Origin of the sequence: Algibacter amylolyticus, from assembly GCF_014202225.1 — a bacterium.
GTDB lineage: Bacteria > Bacteroidota > Bacteroidia > Flavobacteriales > Flavobacteriaceae > Algibacter_B > Algibacter_B amylolyticus.
The window spans coordinates 144,511-161,118 of the sequence record NZ_JACHGE010000001.1 but is presented as its reverse complement, the minus strand read 5'-3'; the positions used below and the strand labels follow the sequence as shown (position 1 = coordinate 161,118).

Genomic DNA, 16,608 nt, shown 5'->3' with positions numbered 1-16,608 from the left:
AGTATTTTATGTAAAGTAAATAAAAAATATTCGTGAATTAGAAGCATTAATTTTATTTTTGCGCAAATAACTTATACTATTACTATGAATATTTTAATACTTGGTTCTGGAGGAAGAGAACACACTTTTGCTTGGAAAATAGCTCAAAGCCCAAAATGCGATAAACTATTTGTAGCACCAGGAAACTCTGGTACTAATGAAATAGCGACAAACGTAAATATTGGTGTAACAGATTTTCCGGCTATAAAGGAACTGGTACTTAGTAATAATATAAATTTAGTGGTTGTTGGACCAGAAGATCCACTAGTGCAAGGAGTTCATGATTTCTTTTTAAATGATGATGCTATTAAACATGTATCTGTAATTGGACCACAAAAGGCTGCTGCTGAATTAGAAGGAAGTAAAGAGTTTGCAAAAGAGTTTTTATACCGCCATAATATACCAACTGCCGCCTACGAAAGTTTTACTAAAGAAACCGTTGAGAAAGGCTATACTTTTTTAGAAACTTTAAATGCGCCGTATGTTTTAAAGGCCGATGGATTAGCAGCAGGTAAAGGTGTTGTTATTTTAAATGATATTAATGAAGCTAAAGCTGAATTAAAAAGTATGCTTGTTGATGCTAAATTTGGTGAAGCAAGTACAAAAGTGGTAATTGAAGAGTTTTTAGATGGTATAGAGCTAAGTTGTTTTGTATTAACCGATGGCGAGCATTATAAAATTTTACCAACAGCTAAAGATTATAAGCGTATTGGCGAAGGCGATACAGGATTAAACACAGGTGGTATGGGAGCGGTTTCTCCAGTACCTTTTGCTACCGATGAGTTTCTTAACAAAATTGAAGAGCGCATTGTAAAACCAACAATCTCTGGTTTTAAAAAGGACAAACTGCCTTATGTTGGTTTTGTTTTTATTGGACTAATTAAAGTTGGAGACGATCCTAAAGTTATTGAGTACAATGTACGTATGGGCGACCCAGAAACCGAAGTTGTTTTACCAAGATTGAAAAATGATTTTGTTGAAATTCTACAAGCCATGGCTAATGGAACTTTAAATAACATTGATGTCGAAATTGATGAGCGTGCAGCCACTACTATAATGACAGTGTCTGGTGGTTACCCTGAAGCTTATGAAAAAGGTAAAGAAATTACTGGTGTTAAAAGTATTGTAGATTCTATTCCCTTTCATGCAGGAGCGCAAATTAAAGATGGGAAAATAGTTACTTCTGGTGGGCGAGTTATGGCTATAACGTCATATGGAAATACGTACCAAGAGGCCATAAAAAAATCTTACCAAAGTATAGAAAAACTACATTTTGATAAGATGTATTATCGTAAAGATATTGGATTCGATTTATAGGAAAGAATGAGAAGATATACTTTTATCCTCTTCATTGTTATCACTAAATATTTTAAGTTGTAGCATCCAGTAAACCATAGCTACAATACAAATAACAATAAAAATCCAAGAAATTGTATTTGCAGCAAACCAGTTTTCTAGTTCTAATGCTCTTATAACATCCATAGGAGCAAAAAGAACATTAACAAATAAATCCTGTATTGCGTAAAAGAAATCTTTCATTTTGTGTTTGTTTATTATTTACCAACCATTTTTTAGTTAGTATATTTACATAGCAAAAATACAAAAACAGTTAATGATTACAAGTTTTTTTAATAAATCTAAACCAATATATTTTGTTGTTGTTTTTTTTATAGTGCTTTTAGCTTTTGTAAATGCTAGAATTTACCTGGTAAATGGTGGGATAAACCTCGATTATATACTAAAGCAAACGGTACTAGTTTTTGTTGTTTATTCCTGTATTTTGCTTTTAAGTTTTATAGCCAACAAAAACAATTTAACCAATAGAAATAGCTACGAAGTCCTATTGTTTAGTCTTTTTTTGCTATTTATTACCCAAACAACAAGTAATGGAAATGTGTTATTTTCAAACTTTTTTGTTTTACTTGGGTTAAGGCGGATAGTAAGTATGCGCTCCCCAAAAAACATTAAGAAAAAGCTTTTTGATGCCGCTTTCTGGATTGCTTTAGCATCCCTTTTTTACTTCTGGTCCATTCTGTTTTTTGTTCTAATCTTGTTATCGCTTGTGTTGTATACCGATAATAATATTCGCCATTGGTTAATACCATTTTTAGGTGTTGTAACGATTTTAATTATAAGCTGTAGTGTATCAATACTGATATTCGATAATTATTTCGACCTGATTAATTGGAATCCGCAAATTAGTTACGATTTTAGTAATTATAATTCTGCAGCATATTTAATTTCTATTACAGTCTTGCTATCCTTTGGTATTTGGTCTTCAATTTATTATTTAAATAATATTAAAAAGCAAAAAAAAGTATTTAGAGCATCGTTTAAAACCATCATTTTAGCTGCAATAATTGGTTTTATAATAGTAATACTAGCTCCAGGAAAAAACGGAAGCGAGTTTTTATTTTTATTTGCACCTCTAGCTATTATTATAGCCAATTATATAGAAATTATACCCGATAAATGGTTTAAAGAACTCTTTTTAGGTGTGTTAATTTTACTGCCTTTTACCTTGTTATTGTTGTAGTTTTTTGCCAAACGCTAAATCGCCAGCATCGCCAAGTCCAGGAACAATATACCCCTTGTCGTTTAAGGTGTCATCAATAGTGGCGATCCATAAATGTGTGTTTTTATCAAAATGTTGCGCTACAAAATCAACGCCTTCCTGTGCGCCAATAACACTAATTAAATGAATTTCTTTAGGTGTTCCAAATGGTTTTAAGGCTTCAAAAGTGGCTAGCATCGATTGTCCGGTAGCTAGCATAGGGTCGGCAAGAATAAGGGTTTTACCTTCCAAACTTGGGCAAGCTAAGTATTCTACAATAATCTCAAAACTTTCAGGATTGTGTTTATGGTGTCTATATGCAGAAATAAAGGCATTCTCAGCACCATCAAAATAATTTAGTAATCCGTTGTGTAATGGCACACCGGCTCGCAAAATAGAACACAACACAACCTCATTATTTGGTAAATCTATATGGCTTTGTCCCAAAGGGGTTTCAATTGTTTCAGAATTAAAACTTAAAGTTTTACTCATTTCGTAACCCAAAATTTCTCCAATACGCTCAATGTTTCTTCTAAAACGCATACTATCCTTTTGAATATTAACAGCTCTAATTTCAGCTATAAATTTATTTAAAATGGAGTTTTTAAGTGATAAATTATGAATTGTCATAGGTGAAAATCTAAATTTTGATAGTAAAGTTAATGAATCACAATTAAAAATTTAATTATCACCCTTTTTCAGGGTTTTATAAATTTAAAAATCTTAGATAATTTATGTAATTTCGCATTATAAAAATCAAAGAATATGTTTACAAATAAAGCTAACAAAATTTTTCAAGAGGTTATTGAAAAATATCACATTATTAACACTGTAGATCAACCATTTGAAAATGCTTATCCAGAAAGCGATTTATTAGAGCATTTATTATATAGAAAATGTTGGATTGATACGGTACAATGGCATTATGAAGACATTATTCGCGATCCCCAAATAGATCCTGTTGCAGCATTAACTTTAAAACGTAAAATTGATGCTTCAAATCAAGATAGAACCGATATGGTGGAATATATTGATAGCTATTTCTTAGAAAAATATAAGGGAGCTACTGTAAAACCAGGCGCTACTATTAATACCGAAAGTCCAGCTTGGGGAGTCGATAGATTATCTATTTTAGCCTTAAAAGTGTATCATATGAATGAGGAAGCAACTCGTAATGATGCTTCCGCGGAACACAAAGCCGCTTGCCAGAAAAAGTTAGATATTTTGTTAGAGCAACGCGTAGATTTATCAATAGCTATTGATACGCTTTTAAGTGATATTGAATCAGGTGATAAATACATGAAAGTGTATAAGCAAATGAAAATGTACAATGACGATGAACTAAATCCAGTACTTCGTTCACAAAAATAGAATTCCTGCGTAGGCGGGAATCTCATCCTAAATGTTGAGATGCCAAAACAACAAAAAAACATTCTAGTCATTCGTCTCTCAGCTATGGGAGACGTGGCTATGACTGTTCCCGTTTTACGAGCGTTAACCCAACAGCATCGCGAACTTAAAATTACCGTATTAACACGTGCTTTTTTTAAACCTTTTTTTAGAGATTTAGAAAACGTTGAGGTGTTTTCTGCCGATGTAAAAAGAGAACACAAAGGTGTTTTTGGACTCTATAAGTTAGGAAACGCCTTAAATGAAACACAGTTTTATGTAGTGGCCGATTTACATAATGTACTGCGAAGTAAAATTCTTAAAAACTTTATTACTTGTAAACGTTTTATTTCAATTGATAAAGGCCGAAAAGAAAAGCGACTTTTAACTTCAAAAAAAATAAATAAACAGCTTAAAACAACACATCAACGCTATGCCGATGTTTTTGGTACGCTAGGGTATAAAATAGACTTGAGTACTCCTAGTTTTTCAAAAAAAATAGACTTAAATCCCGAGTTAAAAAAGTACATTAAAGACCCTTTAAAAAAGAGTGTAGGAATCGCTCCTTTTGCAGCACACGAAGGGAAAATGTATCCTTTAAACTTAATGAAACTGGTCATAAAAAAGCTATCGAAAGATCATAATATTATTTTGTTTGGTGGTGGAAAATATGAGTCTGAAATACTTAATGGTTTCCAAAATAGTTTTGATAATACAACCAATCTCGCAGGTAAATTATCGCTTGATGAAGAATTGGATGTTATCTCCAATTTAGACATTATGCTTTCCATGGATTCTGGTAATGCACATATAGCAGCAATGTTAGGTGTTAAGGTGGTTACTATTTGGGGTGTTACCCATCCATTTGCTGGTTTTGCACCTTTTAATCAACCTAAAGATTATGCATTGTTAGCAGACAGAGCAAAATTTCCATTAATTCCAACTTCAGTTTATGGAAATAAATATCCAGAGGATTATAAAGAAGCGGCCGGAAGTATTTCTCCTGAAGTAGTTGTTGGAAAAATTGTTTCCATTCTTTAAAAACGACGTATTCTTCCTGTAAAATAGATATGTTTTATATTAAATGGATGCCATTAAACATCATCAAAATCTATAGTTATACTTGGTGTTGTAGGATGTGCTTGACAGGTTAAAATTAAACCTTCGGCAACTTCGCTTTCGGTTAAAATATTGTTTTGTCTCATGGTAGCTTCACCTTCTGTAACACGTGCTAAACAACTGCTACAAATACCACCTTGGCAAGAATAAGGCGCATCTAAATCTTCATCTAATGCTGCCTCTAGGATGGTTTGTTTTTGCGACATATCAAACGTTGTGGTTTCATCGTCAACAGTAACTGTAATTTTTGTGTTTCCTGTAGCTGTAGCAATTTCCTCTTGAACCTCTGCTGGTTTTGCAGCTTTAAAAAGTTCAAAATGAATGCGATTTTCATCAATATCGTGTTCTGTTAGTACATCTTTTACCGTATGAATCATCGCTTCTGGTCCACAAAGGTAAAACGCATCAACCTCAATATGTTTATGTTTGTTTTTCATAACATAATTAACCGTGCTTTTTTCAATTCTACCAAAAATGGCATCGTCTTCATCTTGCTGGCTAAATACAAACTGAATAGAGAATCGATCTTTATGCGCATGCTGAAGTTCTAAAAGCTCATCAAAAAACATGGTGTCCTTGGTGGTTTTGTTACCATAAACCAAAATAACTTTGCTGTTTACTTCTTCTTCTAAAGCACATTTAATAATACTTAAAATGGGTGTAATACCACTTCCAGCTGCAAATAAAGCTATGTTTTTAGTTTTAGAGTCGTTTGGCTCAAAAACAAAGCGCCCTTTTGGTGGAGCAATTTCAATAGAATCGCCAACTTTTAAAGTGTTATTGGCATAAGCAGAAAAAGTTCCTTCTTTGACTTCTTTAATAGCTACTTTTATTTCGCCGCTTTTTGGAGAAACACAAAGTGAATAATCTCTACGTATTTCATTACCATCTATTTCAGTTTTTAGAGTAATGTATTGGCCTGCTTTAAAGGTAAACGCCTCCTTTAAATTGTCAGGAAGATTAAAAGATATGCTAATCGCTTTATCTGTTTCTCTTGTTATATTTTTTACTGAAAGTTTATGAAATGATGACATAGGTAATTGTTTTCAACAAAAATAAGGAAGCCTTTAAATAAAATGTGTTTTTTTCAATAAAAAGTAAAGCTTGTTTGTATTTTAGTTCAAAAGTTGAAGTTCTTTAAACACAAAACGATGAAATATTATTTTAAATCTGTAACAATTTTGGATTTAGATACACTTACATTTATGAAAACTAAAACCACCAAAAATGATAAAGCGTTTTTTAAGTTTAGAATGGAAATCCTTTTTTAGGTCGGCAAGCTTTGGTAAAAGTTTAGGTATTAAAATATTTATGGGCTTTTTAAGCTTGTATTTAATAGCCATGTTTTTAATATTGGGTATAGGTTTATTTCCAGCGCTTCAAGAGTTTTTTCCAGAGAGCGATCCTTTATTAATTGTAAATAGTTTTCTTTTTTATTGGATTTTAGGCGATTTGGTAATTCGTTTTTTCTTTCAAAAACTACCTGTAATGAGCGTAATGCCATTGTTGGTCCTTCCAATAAAACGAAGTAAGATTGTAAATTATGTATTAGGAAAATCGGTATTTTCCTTTTTTAATGCCTTGCCTTTATTTGCAATTATCCCATTTGGTGTTACTTTAATAGTTAAAGATTATCCCGTAAGTCAAGTTATAGGGTGGATGGCAGCTTTAATTGTAGTGGTTCTTATTATCAATTTCTTGAATTTTATTGTTGAAAGTTTTTCGGCCGAAAAAGAATTGTCTTTTCTGCCAATTCTAGTTTTAGCAGGAGGTTTGTATGGTTTAAATCATTTTAATGTGGTGTCGTTTAGCGAAATTATTGGCAATGGTTTTAATGCTATTTACAATCAATCTGTTTTTATTGTAGTACCTATATTAATTCTGTTGGCCTGTTATGTGCTCAATTTTAAATTACTAAAACAAAAACTGTTTTTAGATAGCGGGTTAAAAACAAAAATTAAAGAAGTAAATACTTCTAACCTAGATTGGACTAAAAACTTTGGAGATATAGCCCCATTTTTACAGTTAGATTTAAAATTAATTTGGCGAAACAAACGAACTAAGTCTACAGTTTGGATGGTTGTTTTTGGGCTTTTGTATGGTTTGGTTTTTTATGTTAACCCACAATTTATAAGCATGACACCGTCTTACATTTTTGTTGGCGTGTTTTCTACAGGTATTTTTTTAATGAATTTTGGGCAGTTTGTTCCTGCTTGGGATAGTAGCTATTACGGACTATTAATGACCCAAAACCTTAAATACGAACAGTATTTAAAATCAAAATTCACTTTAATGGCCTTAAGTGTATTAATCTTATTCGTTTTAGGAATTCCGTACGTGTATTTTGGGTGGAAAGTATTATTTGCTCATTTTGCAGCGGCCATTTATAATATGGGTGTAAATACGCATGTTATTTTATTAGGCGGTTCCTTTAATCGTAAAAAAATAAACCTTAATGAAAAAGCGGTGTTTAATTACCAAGGTACTGGAGCAGTACAATGGCTAATAGGAATTCCTATTTTGCTTTTACCAATGGGAATCTTTGCTGTAGTGTATTTTTTAACAGGTTTTGAAATAGCGTGTTTGGTTTTAATAATTCTAGGTATTGTTGGAATTGTTTTCCATCAAAAAATAATGAAATTAATCACAAAGAAATATACAGATTCAAAATATAAAATGATTGATGCTTTCAATCAAGATAACTAATAAGTCTTAAATACTAAATATCATGATATCAACGTCTAATTTATCTAAAAAATATAACGGAAACCAAGTGTTAAGTATAGACGCTTTAGATATTCCTAAAGGGCAAAGCTTTGGTTTAGTAGGGAATAATGGTGCTGGAAAAACCACTTATTTTAGTTTGTTGTTGGATTTAATTCAGCCAACTACAGGGTACATTAAAATTAACGATGTACAAGTTGATAAAAGTGAAGATTGGAAACCGTTTACAGCTGCTTTTATAGACGAAACCTTTTTAATAGGCTACTTGACGCCCGAAGAATATTTCTATTTTATTGGCGAATTACGCGGACAGAACAAAGCCGATGTAGATGCTTTAGTAGCGCAGTTTCAAGATTTTTTTCATGGCGAGATTTTAGGACAAAAAAAATACTTGCGTGACCTAAGTAAAGGTAATCAGAAAAAGGCCGGAATAGTTGCAGCGTTAATAGGCAACCCAGAAGTTATTATTTTAGATGAACCATTTGCAAATCTAGATCCTACAACGCAAATAAGGCTTAAAACGATTATAAAAGAATTAGCCGAAAAGCAAGGTGTAACAGTATTGGTTTCTAGTCATGATTTATTACATGTTACCGATGTTTGCGAGCGTATTGTTGTGCTTGAAAAAGGAGAAATTGTTAAAGATTTAGAAACAAATGCAGCGACTTTAAAAGAATTGGAAGCTCATTTTTCAGGAAGCGAAGTCTTATAAGGTCTTAATACTAGATTTTCAAGGTTTTTTTATGCGGAATCCCATTGGTGGTTTTCAAATTTAAAGCAACATTTTTAAGACTCTAACATAGGGTGTCGGTGTTTTTGCTCAACCATTTTATCTGTCAATATATAGCTAAATCCAAAAAGATGCTTATTTTTACCACGCTATATATAATAATAGCAAGACTTTATAGTTATTATCTAGACTAAAAATACCAGCATTGAAAACACCTACTAAAGCCATATTATTACTTATTTTAACTGTTTTTCTTGCATTAAGTTGTTCTAGAAAGAAAGATAAATTTATTAATAGAAACTTTCATGCGCTTACAGCAGAGTTTAATGCGCTTTATAATGGTTACAATGCTTTAGAAGAAGGAAGGCAAGCACTTAACGACGCCTATTTCGATAACTATTGGGAGGTTTTACCCATAGAACGCATGCAAGTTTTTGAAGATGTGGTGCTTCCTGGGCAGTCTAAAAACGAAAGTTTTTCTAGAGCCGAAGAGAAAGCGGTAAAAGCCATTCAAAAACATAGTATGAATATTGATGGTAAGGAGCGTAATCCGCAAATGGATGAAGCTTACTTACTTTTAGGTAAAGCACGATATTTTGATCAGCGCTTTGTACCGGCCTTAGAAGCTTTAAACTATATTCTTTATAAGTACCCTGCCAGCGATAAAATCAATCAGGCTAAGGTTTGGCGAGAAAAAGCAAATATTAGACTAGATAATAACGAATTAGCTATCGAGAACTTAAAGCGTCTTTTAAAACAAGAAGATTTAAAGGGACAAGATTTAGCTGATGCTAGTTCAATTTTAGCGCAAGCGTTTCTTAACACAAAAGTTATTGACACAGCTATTACCCAATTAGAAATTGCTGCAACAGCAACAAAAAATAACGACGAGCGCGGTCGATACCGTTTCATTCAAGGGCAGTTATATAATCAGTTAGGGTATAAGGATAGTGCCAATATAGCTTTTGATAAAGTGATTGATCTTAATAGAAGAACACCAAGAATCTATTTAATTACGGCACATTTAGAAAAAATAAAAAATTTCGATTTTGAAAACGGCGATAAGCTTGAAGTTACCGAATTACTTACAGAGCTTGAAGAAAACCGAGAAAACCGCCCATATTTAGACAAGATTTACCATCAAATAGGCGCATATCATTTACAAAACGGTTCAGATTCATTGGCTGTTGCTTACTATAACAAATCGTTACGTACAGACACGCGCGATAAATTACTTAAAGCTAAAAGTTACGAAACCTTAGGGGACATGAATTTTGATGCTTCGGTGTATGCCAAGGCTGGTCATTATTACGACAGCACCATGAGCAACTTGGTTTTAAACTCTAAACCTTATCGCGTTATAAAACGTAAGCGAGATAATTTAGAAGATGTTATTTATTACGAAGCTATAGCTAAAGCAAACGATAGTATTTTACGACTTGTAAATTTACCAGAATCCGACAGGTTAGCCTATTTTGAGTCTTTTGTTGAAGATTTAAAAATTAAAGCTGAAGAAGAAAAGGAAAAATTAGAAGCAGCCAATAGGAATAGTGGGCTTGCAACTATAGGCAGTCCTGGAGGTGTTCAGGTTAATCGCGGCGGTAACCAAGAGGAATCAACCATTTTTTATTTTTACAACCCTACAACTCTATCTTATGGTAAAAATGAGTTTAATAGGTATTGGGGCGATAGACCTTTGGAAGATGATTGGAGGTGGTCTAGTAAAGGAGCTACAAATAATGTAAATACTAATACAAATGTTAGTATTGCAGATATTGCTTCAGATGAAGAACGTTTCGACCCTCAGTTTTATATCTCTAAAATTCCTTCAGCAGAAAAAGAAATAGATAGCATTTCTAAAGATCGTAACTATGCGTATTATCAATTAGGATTGATTTATAAAGAAAAATTTAAAGAGTATAATTTAGCGAAAAGTAAATTTCAAGATCTATTAAAAAGTAATCCTGAAGAACGATTAATATTGCCTTCAAAATATAATTTATATAAAATTTATGAATTGTTAGGCGAAAATAGCGAGGCAGCAATTGCAAAAAATGAGATTATCGATGCATACCCAGATTCTAGATACGCAACTATTCTGAAAAATCCAGAGTTAATTACAGATCGCGATGAAAATAGTCCGGAGAGTTTGTATGAAGCCTTGTATATTCAGCATGAAAATCAAGAATACGCCGATGTAATTTCTAAAAGCGAAGAGTATATTAAAACCTTTGATGGTGATGCTATGGTACCAAAATTCGAACTTTTAAAAGCTACAGCTTCTGGTCGATTATATGGTTTCGAGGCTTATAAAAAAGGCGTAAATTACTTAGCCATTACCTATGCTAATACACCCGAAGGTAAGCAAGCTCAAAATATAGAGTCTAATATATTGCCAAAGTTGGAAAATAAGGCATTTGTTAAAGCAAGCGATAGTATTCCAGAAAACTATAAGGTTGTGTTTCAATTTAAAAACGCACCAAAAGAAACTATTTCTGGGTTTAAAGAAACGCTAGATGAGGTTTTAGGTAATGTTAAGTATTATAAATTAAGTGCATCGGTAGATGTTTATGGTCCCGATACTAAATTTGTGGTAATACATGGTATAAAAACCGAGCAAGTAGCGCAAACATTTAATCAGCTTCTAACGGAAGAGGATCAATATAAAATTAACACCCCTTATTTTGTAGTATCATCTACAAATTATCGAATTATTCAAATTCATAAAAATTTGGATGATTATTTGAATATCGACAATAATTAAACCTAAAACACATTATGTTCTCTGATAGTAAAAAAGTAAAACAAATGACAGAAAGCAACGGAAGTCAAAATATAATATCTAAAGGTACTCAATTGGTTGGCGACTTTACAAGCCAAGGCGATTTAAGGATAGATGGCAGTATTGAAGGAAATATTAAAACTGCCGGTAAAGTAGTTGTTGGTAAGTCGGGTTTAATAGAGGGTACATTAAGTGGAACGGATGCTTATTTTGAAGGCAAGTTTTCTGGAAAATTAGTGTTATCTGGTACGTTAACCTTAAAAGCTTCTGCGCATATTGATGGCGAGGTTGTGGCAGGAAAATTAGCAGTAGAGCCAGGAGCAACGTTTAATGTTACTTGCGTTATGAAAGGCGCTGGAAAAGAAATAAATAATGGCCAACAAGGAAAACTACCACAAGGAAAACCAGAAACAGGGAAAACAGCTTAACCCTTATATTAGGTTCACTTCTATAGCTATTCAAATGGGTTTAACCATTTATTTAGGTAGTAAACTTGGTGCATGGTTAGATGTTAAGCTAGGTAACGAAAATCAACTCTATTATAAAATAGTATCTCTTATAGCGGTGTTTTTTGCCATTTATTCGGTAATAAAACAAGTTATAAAAATAACCAATAAAGATTCTTAATGATTAAACGAATAGTTATAGTAGCCGCATTGTTTTTGCTGCTATTTGGTGTTAGTTATGGTATTCATAGCGCTATTATAAGTTCTAATTTATCCTATTCTTTACTTAATGTTTACCTGTTTTTTGCAATAAGTGCGGTTTTAGTGTATGCTACAGTAGAGGGTGTTTTTAGTAAATTGCCTAATCAAGCAGGTTACGCATACCTCATGATGATGTGTTTAAAAATAGGCGCTTTCGTTTTAATTTTTCAAAAAAGTATTTTTTCCGAAGTGGTGTTATCGCGGGTAGAACGCGTAAATTTAGTTGTGCCATTGTTTTTGTTTTTAATAGCCGAGGCCGTTGTTGTAGGGAAACTATTAAACGATAAATAGTTAGTCGTTTTTTAACGAATAAAAACTAATATAAAAAAGAGTTTGCAATTATGAATTATTGTGTACATTTGCACAAATTTTACAGAGCATAAATTTCATTATTTAGTAAAGGCATAATGGTGGCAAAAAAATCTATCAAGTTTATAAAATTTCTAGTACTATTCTTAGTCTCTTTTAACGGTTTTGCAGGCGGTGACAAAAACCCTCAAGGCAATACCATCGATACTCCCGATGAAATTAGAGAATATATTTCTCATCACTTAAAAGATTCTCACGATTTTCATTTTTTTACAGATAATGCATCTGGGACACATTATAGTTTCCCGCTTCCTGTTATTGTTTGGACAAGTGAAGGTTTAAAAACATTTATGTCTTCTGCATTTCATCACGATGATGCTGGTCACGTAGTTGTCGAAAAAGGTGGTGTTAAGTTAACGAAGATCCATAGTAAAATATACGAATTAGAAAGCGGAGCATCTTCAGTTAGTTTTGATGAAGACCATCATGCAACAAACGCACATAAAGTTTTAGATTTCTCTATTACTAAAAGTGTATTTGGTATGCTGTTGGCTGGTTTGTTAATGTTTTTAGGGTTTGTTGCCTTAGCTAAGAGTTATAAAAAAGGACCAATACCAACTGGATTTGGTCGTGTTTTAGAGCCTTTAGTAATTTATGTAAGAGACGATATTGCTAGACCAAACATTGGTGATAAAAAATACAGAAAATTTATGGGGTTCTTACTTACCGTATTTTTCTTTATTTGGATATTAAACTTATTAGGTTTAACACCTCTAGGTTTTAACGTTACAGGACAAATAGCAGTAACCGTTTGTTTAGCTATTTTTACAGCAATTATTTATTTATTTAGTGCTAGCAAAGATTTTTGGGCGCATACATTATGGATGCCTGGTGTTCCAGTAATACTAAGACCAATACTTGCAGTTATAGAGTTAGTTGGTTTTGTGTTAATTAAACCATTCTCTTTATTAGTACGTTTATTTGCTAACATGACAGCAGGTCACTTTGTTGTAATGAGTTTAATAGCATTAATGATTACACTTAAAAAAGACTTTGGTCCAATAGGATCAACAGGTATGTCTTTAGTGTTAGCATTATTTATATCGGTTATCGAGATATTGGTAGCCTTTTTACAAGCATTTATATTCACGATGTTATCATCGTTATTTATAGGAATGGCAGTTGAAGAACATGACCATCACTAATAAGAATTTGTTTAATTAATATTTATAAAAACAATTATTATGTACAATTTAATTGGAGCAGGATTAATCGTAATCGGAGGAGGAATCGGATTAGGTCAAATTGGTGGAAAAGCAATGGAAGGTATTGCTAGACAACCAGAAGCAGCTGGAAAAATTCAAACTGCGATGATCATCATCGGTGCCTTATTAGAAGGTTTAGCATTCGGTGCATTAATCTTAGGGAAATAAGAATTTCCTAAAAAACAAATAAAACAGCATTCTGCAACGGTTGGTTGCAGAAGCTGTTTTAAAAAAAATTAAACAAAAAAAGTTAAGTAATCTATATAGTATGGAAACTTTATTAAATGATTTTTCGGTAGGCTTATTCGTAATGCAAGCGGTTATCTTATTAATAATTATTTTATTAATGAGAAAATTTGCTTGGAAACCAATTCTTAATGCTCTTGATGAAAGAGAAGGCGGAATTGCGAATGCTTTAAAATCTGCTGAAAATGCAAAATTAGAAATGCAAAATCTTCAAGCAGATAACCAAAGGTTATTAAAAGAAGCTAGAGCAGAACGCGAGGAAATGCTTAAAGAAGCACGCGATATGAAAAATAAGATTATCGAAGATGCTAAAACTGAAGCTAGCGATACTGCTAATAAATTAGTAGCACAAGCTCAAGCAAGTATAGAATCTGAAAAGAAAGCAGCTATTGCAGATTTAAAATCGCAAGTAGCTAACTTATCATTAGAAATTGCAGAAAAAGTAGTGCGTACAGAATTATCTAACAAAGACAAGCAATTACAATTGGTTGAAACGATGTTAGGTGAAAAATCATTAAACTAAGTTATAATGGCGGGAGCAAGAGCAGCAATACGTTACGCAAAGGCATTATTAAGTTTAGCTACAGATCTAAAAACAACAGATGTTGTTAATACGGATATGAAGCTAATTGCTGATACCGTTGCAGGAAATAAAGAATTGAACGACATGCTTCAAAGTCCTGTAATAACGTCTTCAGATAAAAAAGCTGTTTTATTAGAGGTTTTTAAAGGATCTAATAAAAGTACTTTAGATTTAATTAGTACATTAAGTACAAATAACAGAATTTCTATTTTACAGCACGTAGCTTCAAAATACAATCAGTTATTTGATGAGTCTAAAGGTATTCAAATTGCAACAGTTACCACAGCAGTAGAATTAACAGCAGATTTAAAAAAGAAGGTTTTAGCAAAAGCTAAAGAACTTACAGGTAAAGATGTTGAGGTAGAAAATATTATAGATGAAAGCATTTTAGGTGGTTTCATTTTACGTATAGGTGATACACAATACAACGCAAGTGTTGCAAATCAGCTAAATAAGTTAAAACAAGAATTTACATTAAACTAAGATCTTTTAGGTCTAAATAAACAATAAGATGGCAGAAGTAAAACCAGCTGAAATATCAGCAATCTTAAAAAAACAACTTTCAGGTTTTGAGGCGAGCGCTTCATTAGATGAAGTAGGAACTGTATTAACTGTAGGTGACGGTATTGTTCGTGCTTACGGATTAGCTAACGCTCAATATGGTGAGTTAGTAGAATTCGAAGGCGGATTAGAAGGTATTGTATTAAACCTTGAAGAGGATAACGTAGGTATCGTATTATTAGGTACTTCTGTTGGCGTTAGAGAAGGGTCTACTGTAAAACGTACTTCTCGTATTGCATCTATTAAAGTTGGAGAAGGTATTGTTGGTCGTGTTGTTGATACTTTAGGTAACCCTATTGATGGTAAAGGACCAATAACAGGTGAAACTTACGAAATGCCATTAGAGCGTAAAGCTCCTGGTGTTATCTATAGAGAGCCGGTAACCGAGCCATTACAAACAGGTATTAAAGCAATTGATGCTATGATTCCAGTTGGTAGAGGTCAACGTGAGTTGGTAATTGGAGATAGACAAACGGGTAAAACAGCGGTTTGTATTGATACCATTATTAATCAAAAAGAATTTTACGATGCAGGTGAGCCTGTATATTGTATATATGTTGCTGTAGGTCAAAAAGCCTCAACAGTAGCACTTATTGCTAAAACATTAGAAGAAAAAGGCGCATTAGCTTATACTACTATAGTAGCTGCAAATGCATCAGATCCTGCTGCAATGCAAGTTTATGCACCATTTACAGGAGCTTCTATTGGAGAGTATTTTAGAGATACTGGTCGTCCAGCATTAATTGTATTTGATGATTTATCAAAACAAGCTGTTGCTTACCGTGAGGTATCTTTATTATTACGTCGTCCACCGGGACGTGAGGCGTATCCTGGTGATGTATTTTATTTACACTCAAGATTATTAGAACGTTCTGCAAAAGTTATTAATAACGATGCTATTGCTAAAGAAATGAATGATTTACCAGATTCGCTTAAGCCAATCGTTAAAGGTGGTGGTTCATTAACAGCTTTACCAATTATTGAAACACAAGCAGGTGACGTTTCAGCATATATTCCAACAAACGTAATTTCTATTACGGATGGACAAATTTTCTTAGATGGAGATTTATTTAACTCTGGTGTACGTCCAGCAATTAACGTAGGTATTTCTGTATCTCGTGTTGGTGGTAACGCTCAGATTAAATCAATGAAAAAAGTATCTGGTACTTTAAAATTAGATCAAGCACAGTTCCGTGAGTTAGAAGCTTTCGCTAAGTTTGGTTCAGATTTAGATGCGGTTACTTTAAACGTAATTAATAAAGGTAAGCGTAACGTAGAGATTTTAAAACAAGCTCAAAACGATCCATTTACTGTTGAAGATCAAGTTGCAATTATTTATGCAGGATCTAAAAACCTATTAAAAGATGTTCCTGTAGAGAAAGTAAAAGAATTTGAACGCGATTTTATCGAGTTCTTAAAAGCTAAACATAGTGATGTTTTAGCAACTTTAAAAGCAGGTAAATTAACTGATGAAGTTACAGATACATTAACAGCTGTAGCAAAAGATTTATCAGGTAAATATAGAGCATAAAAAGTGAGAGTTTAAAGTTATGAGTTTAGAGCGTTTCTAACTCATAACTTTAAATTTAAAGTGTAAAAT

18 protein-coding genes are annotated in these 16,608 nt (G+C 32.8%); 15 read left to right on the top strand and 3 right to left on the bottom strand.

Features of this window, described 5'->3' with window-relative positions:
- The first annotated feature begins 84 nt into the window (after window positions 1-84).
- Window positions 85-1,356: a phosphoribosylamine--glycine ligase gene (gene purD / locus HNQ90_RS00770; protein WP_144114758.1), complete on the top strand. Its 1,272-nt coding sequence runs from the start codon at window positions 85-87 to the stop codon at window positions 1,354-1,356.
- On the opposite strand, the gene HNQ90_RS00765 is transcribed toward purD, so the two are convergent.
- Window positions 1,351-1,578, bottom strand: a complete 228-nt coding sequence (locus HNQ90_RS00765) for a DUF6341 family protein (RefSeq protein WP_144114757.1) — start codon at window positions 1,576-1,578, stop codon at window positions 1,351-1,353. The two genes, purD and HNQ90_RS00765, sit on opposite strands and share 6 nt — an antisense overlap.
- A gap of 73 nt (window positions 1,579-1,651) precedes the next feature.
- On the opposite strand from HNQ90_RS00765, the gene HNQ90_RS00760 reads away from it, so the two are divergent.
- Entirely contained in the window at window positions 1,652-2,575 is a 924-nt protein-coding gene (locus tag HNQ90_RS00760) for a DUF6427 family protein (RefSeq protein WP_144114756.1), read from the top strand.
- Here the strand turns inward: HNQ90_RS00760 and upp are convergent.
- Complete coding sequence (upp, locus tag HNQ90_RS00755; protein ID WP_144114755.1) at window positions 2,564-3,223, bottom strand: uracil phosphoribosyltransferase; 660 nt, start codon at window positions 3,221-3,223, stop codon at window positions 2,564-2,566. The genes HNQ90_RS00760 and upp overlap by 12 nt on opposite strands.
- A 135-nt stretch (window positions 3,224-3,358) precedes the next feature.
- On the opposite strand from upp, the gene HNQ90_RS00750 reads away from it, so the two are divergent.
- A complete protein-coding gene (locus tag HNQ90_RS00750; protein WP_144114754.1) occupies window positions 3,359-3,964 on the top strand; it encodes a DUF4254 domain-containing protein in 606 nt (201 codons plus the stop codon).
- Window positions 3,965-4,003: 39 nt separating this feature from the next.
- Window positions 4,004-5,023, top strand: a complete 1,020-nt coding sequence (locus HNQ90_RS00745) for a glycosyltransferase family 9 protein (RefSeq protein WP_241678305.1) — start codon at window positions 4,004-4,006, stop codon at window positions 5,021-5,023.
- Between the two features lie 53 nt (window positions 5,024-5,076).
- Here HNQ90_RS00745 and HNQ90_RS00740 read toward each other — a convergent pair whose 3' ends face one another.
- Window positions 5,077-6,135, bottom strand: a complete 1,059-nt coding sequence (locus HNQ90_RS00740) for a ferredoxin--NADP reductase (protein ID WP_144114753.1) — start codon at window positions 6,133-6,135, stop codon at window positions 5,077-5,079.
- Between the two features lie 193 nt (window positions 6,136-6,328).
- Between HNQ90_RS00740 and HNQ90_RS00735 the strand changes: the two genes are divergently transcribed.
- The 11 genes from HNQ90_RS00735 (at window position 6,329) to atpA (ending at window position 16,539) form a co-directional block, all read left to right on the top strand.
- Window positions 6,329-7,807 (top strand): DUF5687 family protein, encoded by a 1,479-nt coding sequence (locus HNQ90_RS00735; protein WP_144114752.1) that lies wholly within the window; start codon window positions 6,329-6,331, stop codon window positions 7,805-7,807.
- A gap of 22 nt (window positions 7,808-7,829) precedes the next feature.
- On the top strand, window positions 7,830-8,537 hold the full coding sequence (locus HNQ90_RS00730) for an ABC transporter ATP-binding protein (protein ID WP_144114751.1): 708 nt from the start codon (window positions 7,830-7,832) through the stop codon (window positions 8,535-8,537).
- 223 nt (window positions 8,538-8,760) lie between these two features.
- On the top strand, window positions 8,761-11,319 hold the full coding sequence (gene porW, locus HNQ90_RS00725; RefSeq protein WP_144114750.1) for a type IX secretion system periplasmic lipoprotein PorW/SprE: 2,559 nt from the start codon (window positions 8,761-8,763) through the stop codon (window positions 11,317-11,319).
- Window positions 11,320-11,333: 14 nt separating this feature from the next.
- Window positions 11,334-11,765, top strand: a complete 432-nt coding sequence (locus HNQ90_RS00720) for a bactofilin family protein (RefSeq protein ID WP_144114749.1) — start codon at window positions 11,334-11,336, stop codon at window positions 11,763-11,765.
- On the top strand, window positions 11,710-11,964 hold the full coding sequence (locus HNQ90_RS18035; RefSeq protein WP_144114748.1) for an AtpZ/AtpI family protein: 255 nt from the start codon (window positions 11,710-11,712) through the stop codon (window positions 11,962-11,964). The genes HNQ90_RS00720 and HNQ90_RS18035 overlap by 56 nt, the downstream gene beginning before the upstream one ends.
- Window positions 11,964-12,335, top strand: coding sequence for a DUF6168 family protein (locus HNQ90_RS00710; RefSeq protein WP_144114747.1), 372 nt, complete (start codon window positions 11,964-11,966; stop codon window positions 12,333-12,335). The genes HNQ90_RS18035 and HNQ90_RS00710 overlap by 1 nt, the downstream gene beginning before the upstream one ends.
- 116 nt (window positions 12,336-12,451) lie before the next feature.
- Window positions 12,452-13,558 (top strand): F0F1 ATP synthase subunit A, encoded by a 1,107-nt coding sequence (gene atpB, locus HNQ90_RS00705; RefSeq protein ID WP_172625792.1) that lies wholly within the window; start codon window positions 12,452-12,454, stop codon window positions 13,556-13,558.
- 39 nt (window positions 13,559-13,597) lie between these two features.
- Window positions 13,598-13,786, top strand: coding sequence for an ATP synthase F0 subunit C (gene atpE / locus HNQ90_RS00700; RefSeq protein ID WP_004569351.1), 189 nt, complete (start codon window positions 13,598-13,600; stop codon window positions 13,784-13,786).
- A gap of 100 nt (window positions 13,787-13,886) precedes the next feature.
- Entirely contained in the window at window positions 13,887-14,387 is a 501-nt protein-coding gene (locus HNQ90_RS00695) for a F0F1 ATP synthase subunit B (protein WP_144114745.1), read from the top strand.
- Window positions 14,388-14,393: 6 nt separating this feature from the next.
- On the top strand, window positions 14,394-14,930 hold the full coding sequence (atpH, locus tag HNQ90_RS00690) for an ATP synthase F1 subunit delta (protein WP_144114744.1): 537 nt from the start codon (window positions 14,394-14,396) through the stop codon (window positions 14,928-14,930).
- 28 nt (window positions 14,931-14,958) lie between these two features.
- The gene (gene atpA / locus HNQ90_RS00685) at window positions 14,959-16,539 is read left to right on the top strand and encodes a F0F1 ATP synthase subunit alpha (protein WP_144114743.1); all 1,581 of its coding nucleotides are present in this window, start codon (window positions 14,959-14,961) and stop codon (window positions 16,537-16,539) included.
- The last annotated feature ends 69 nt before the right edge of the window (window positions 16,540-16,608 follow it).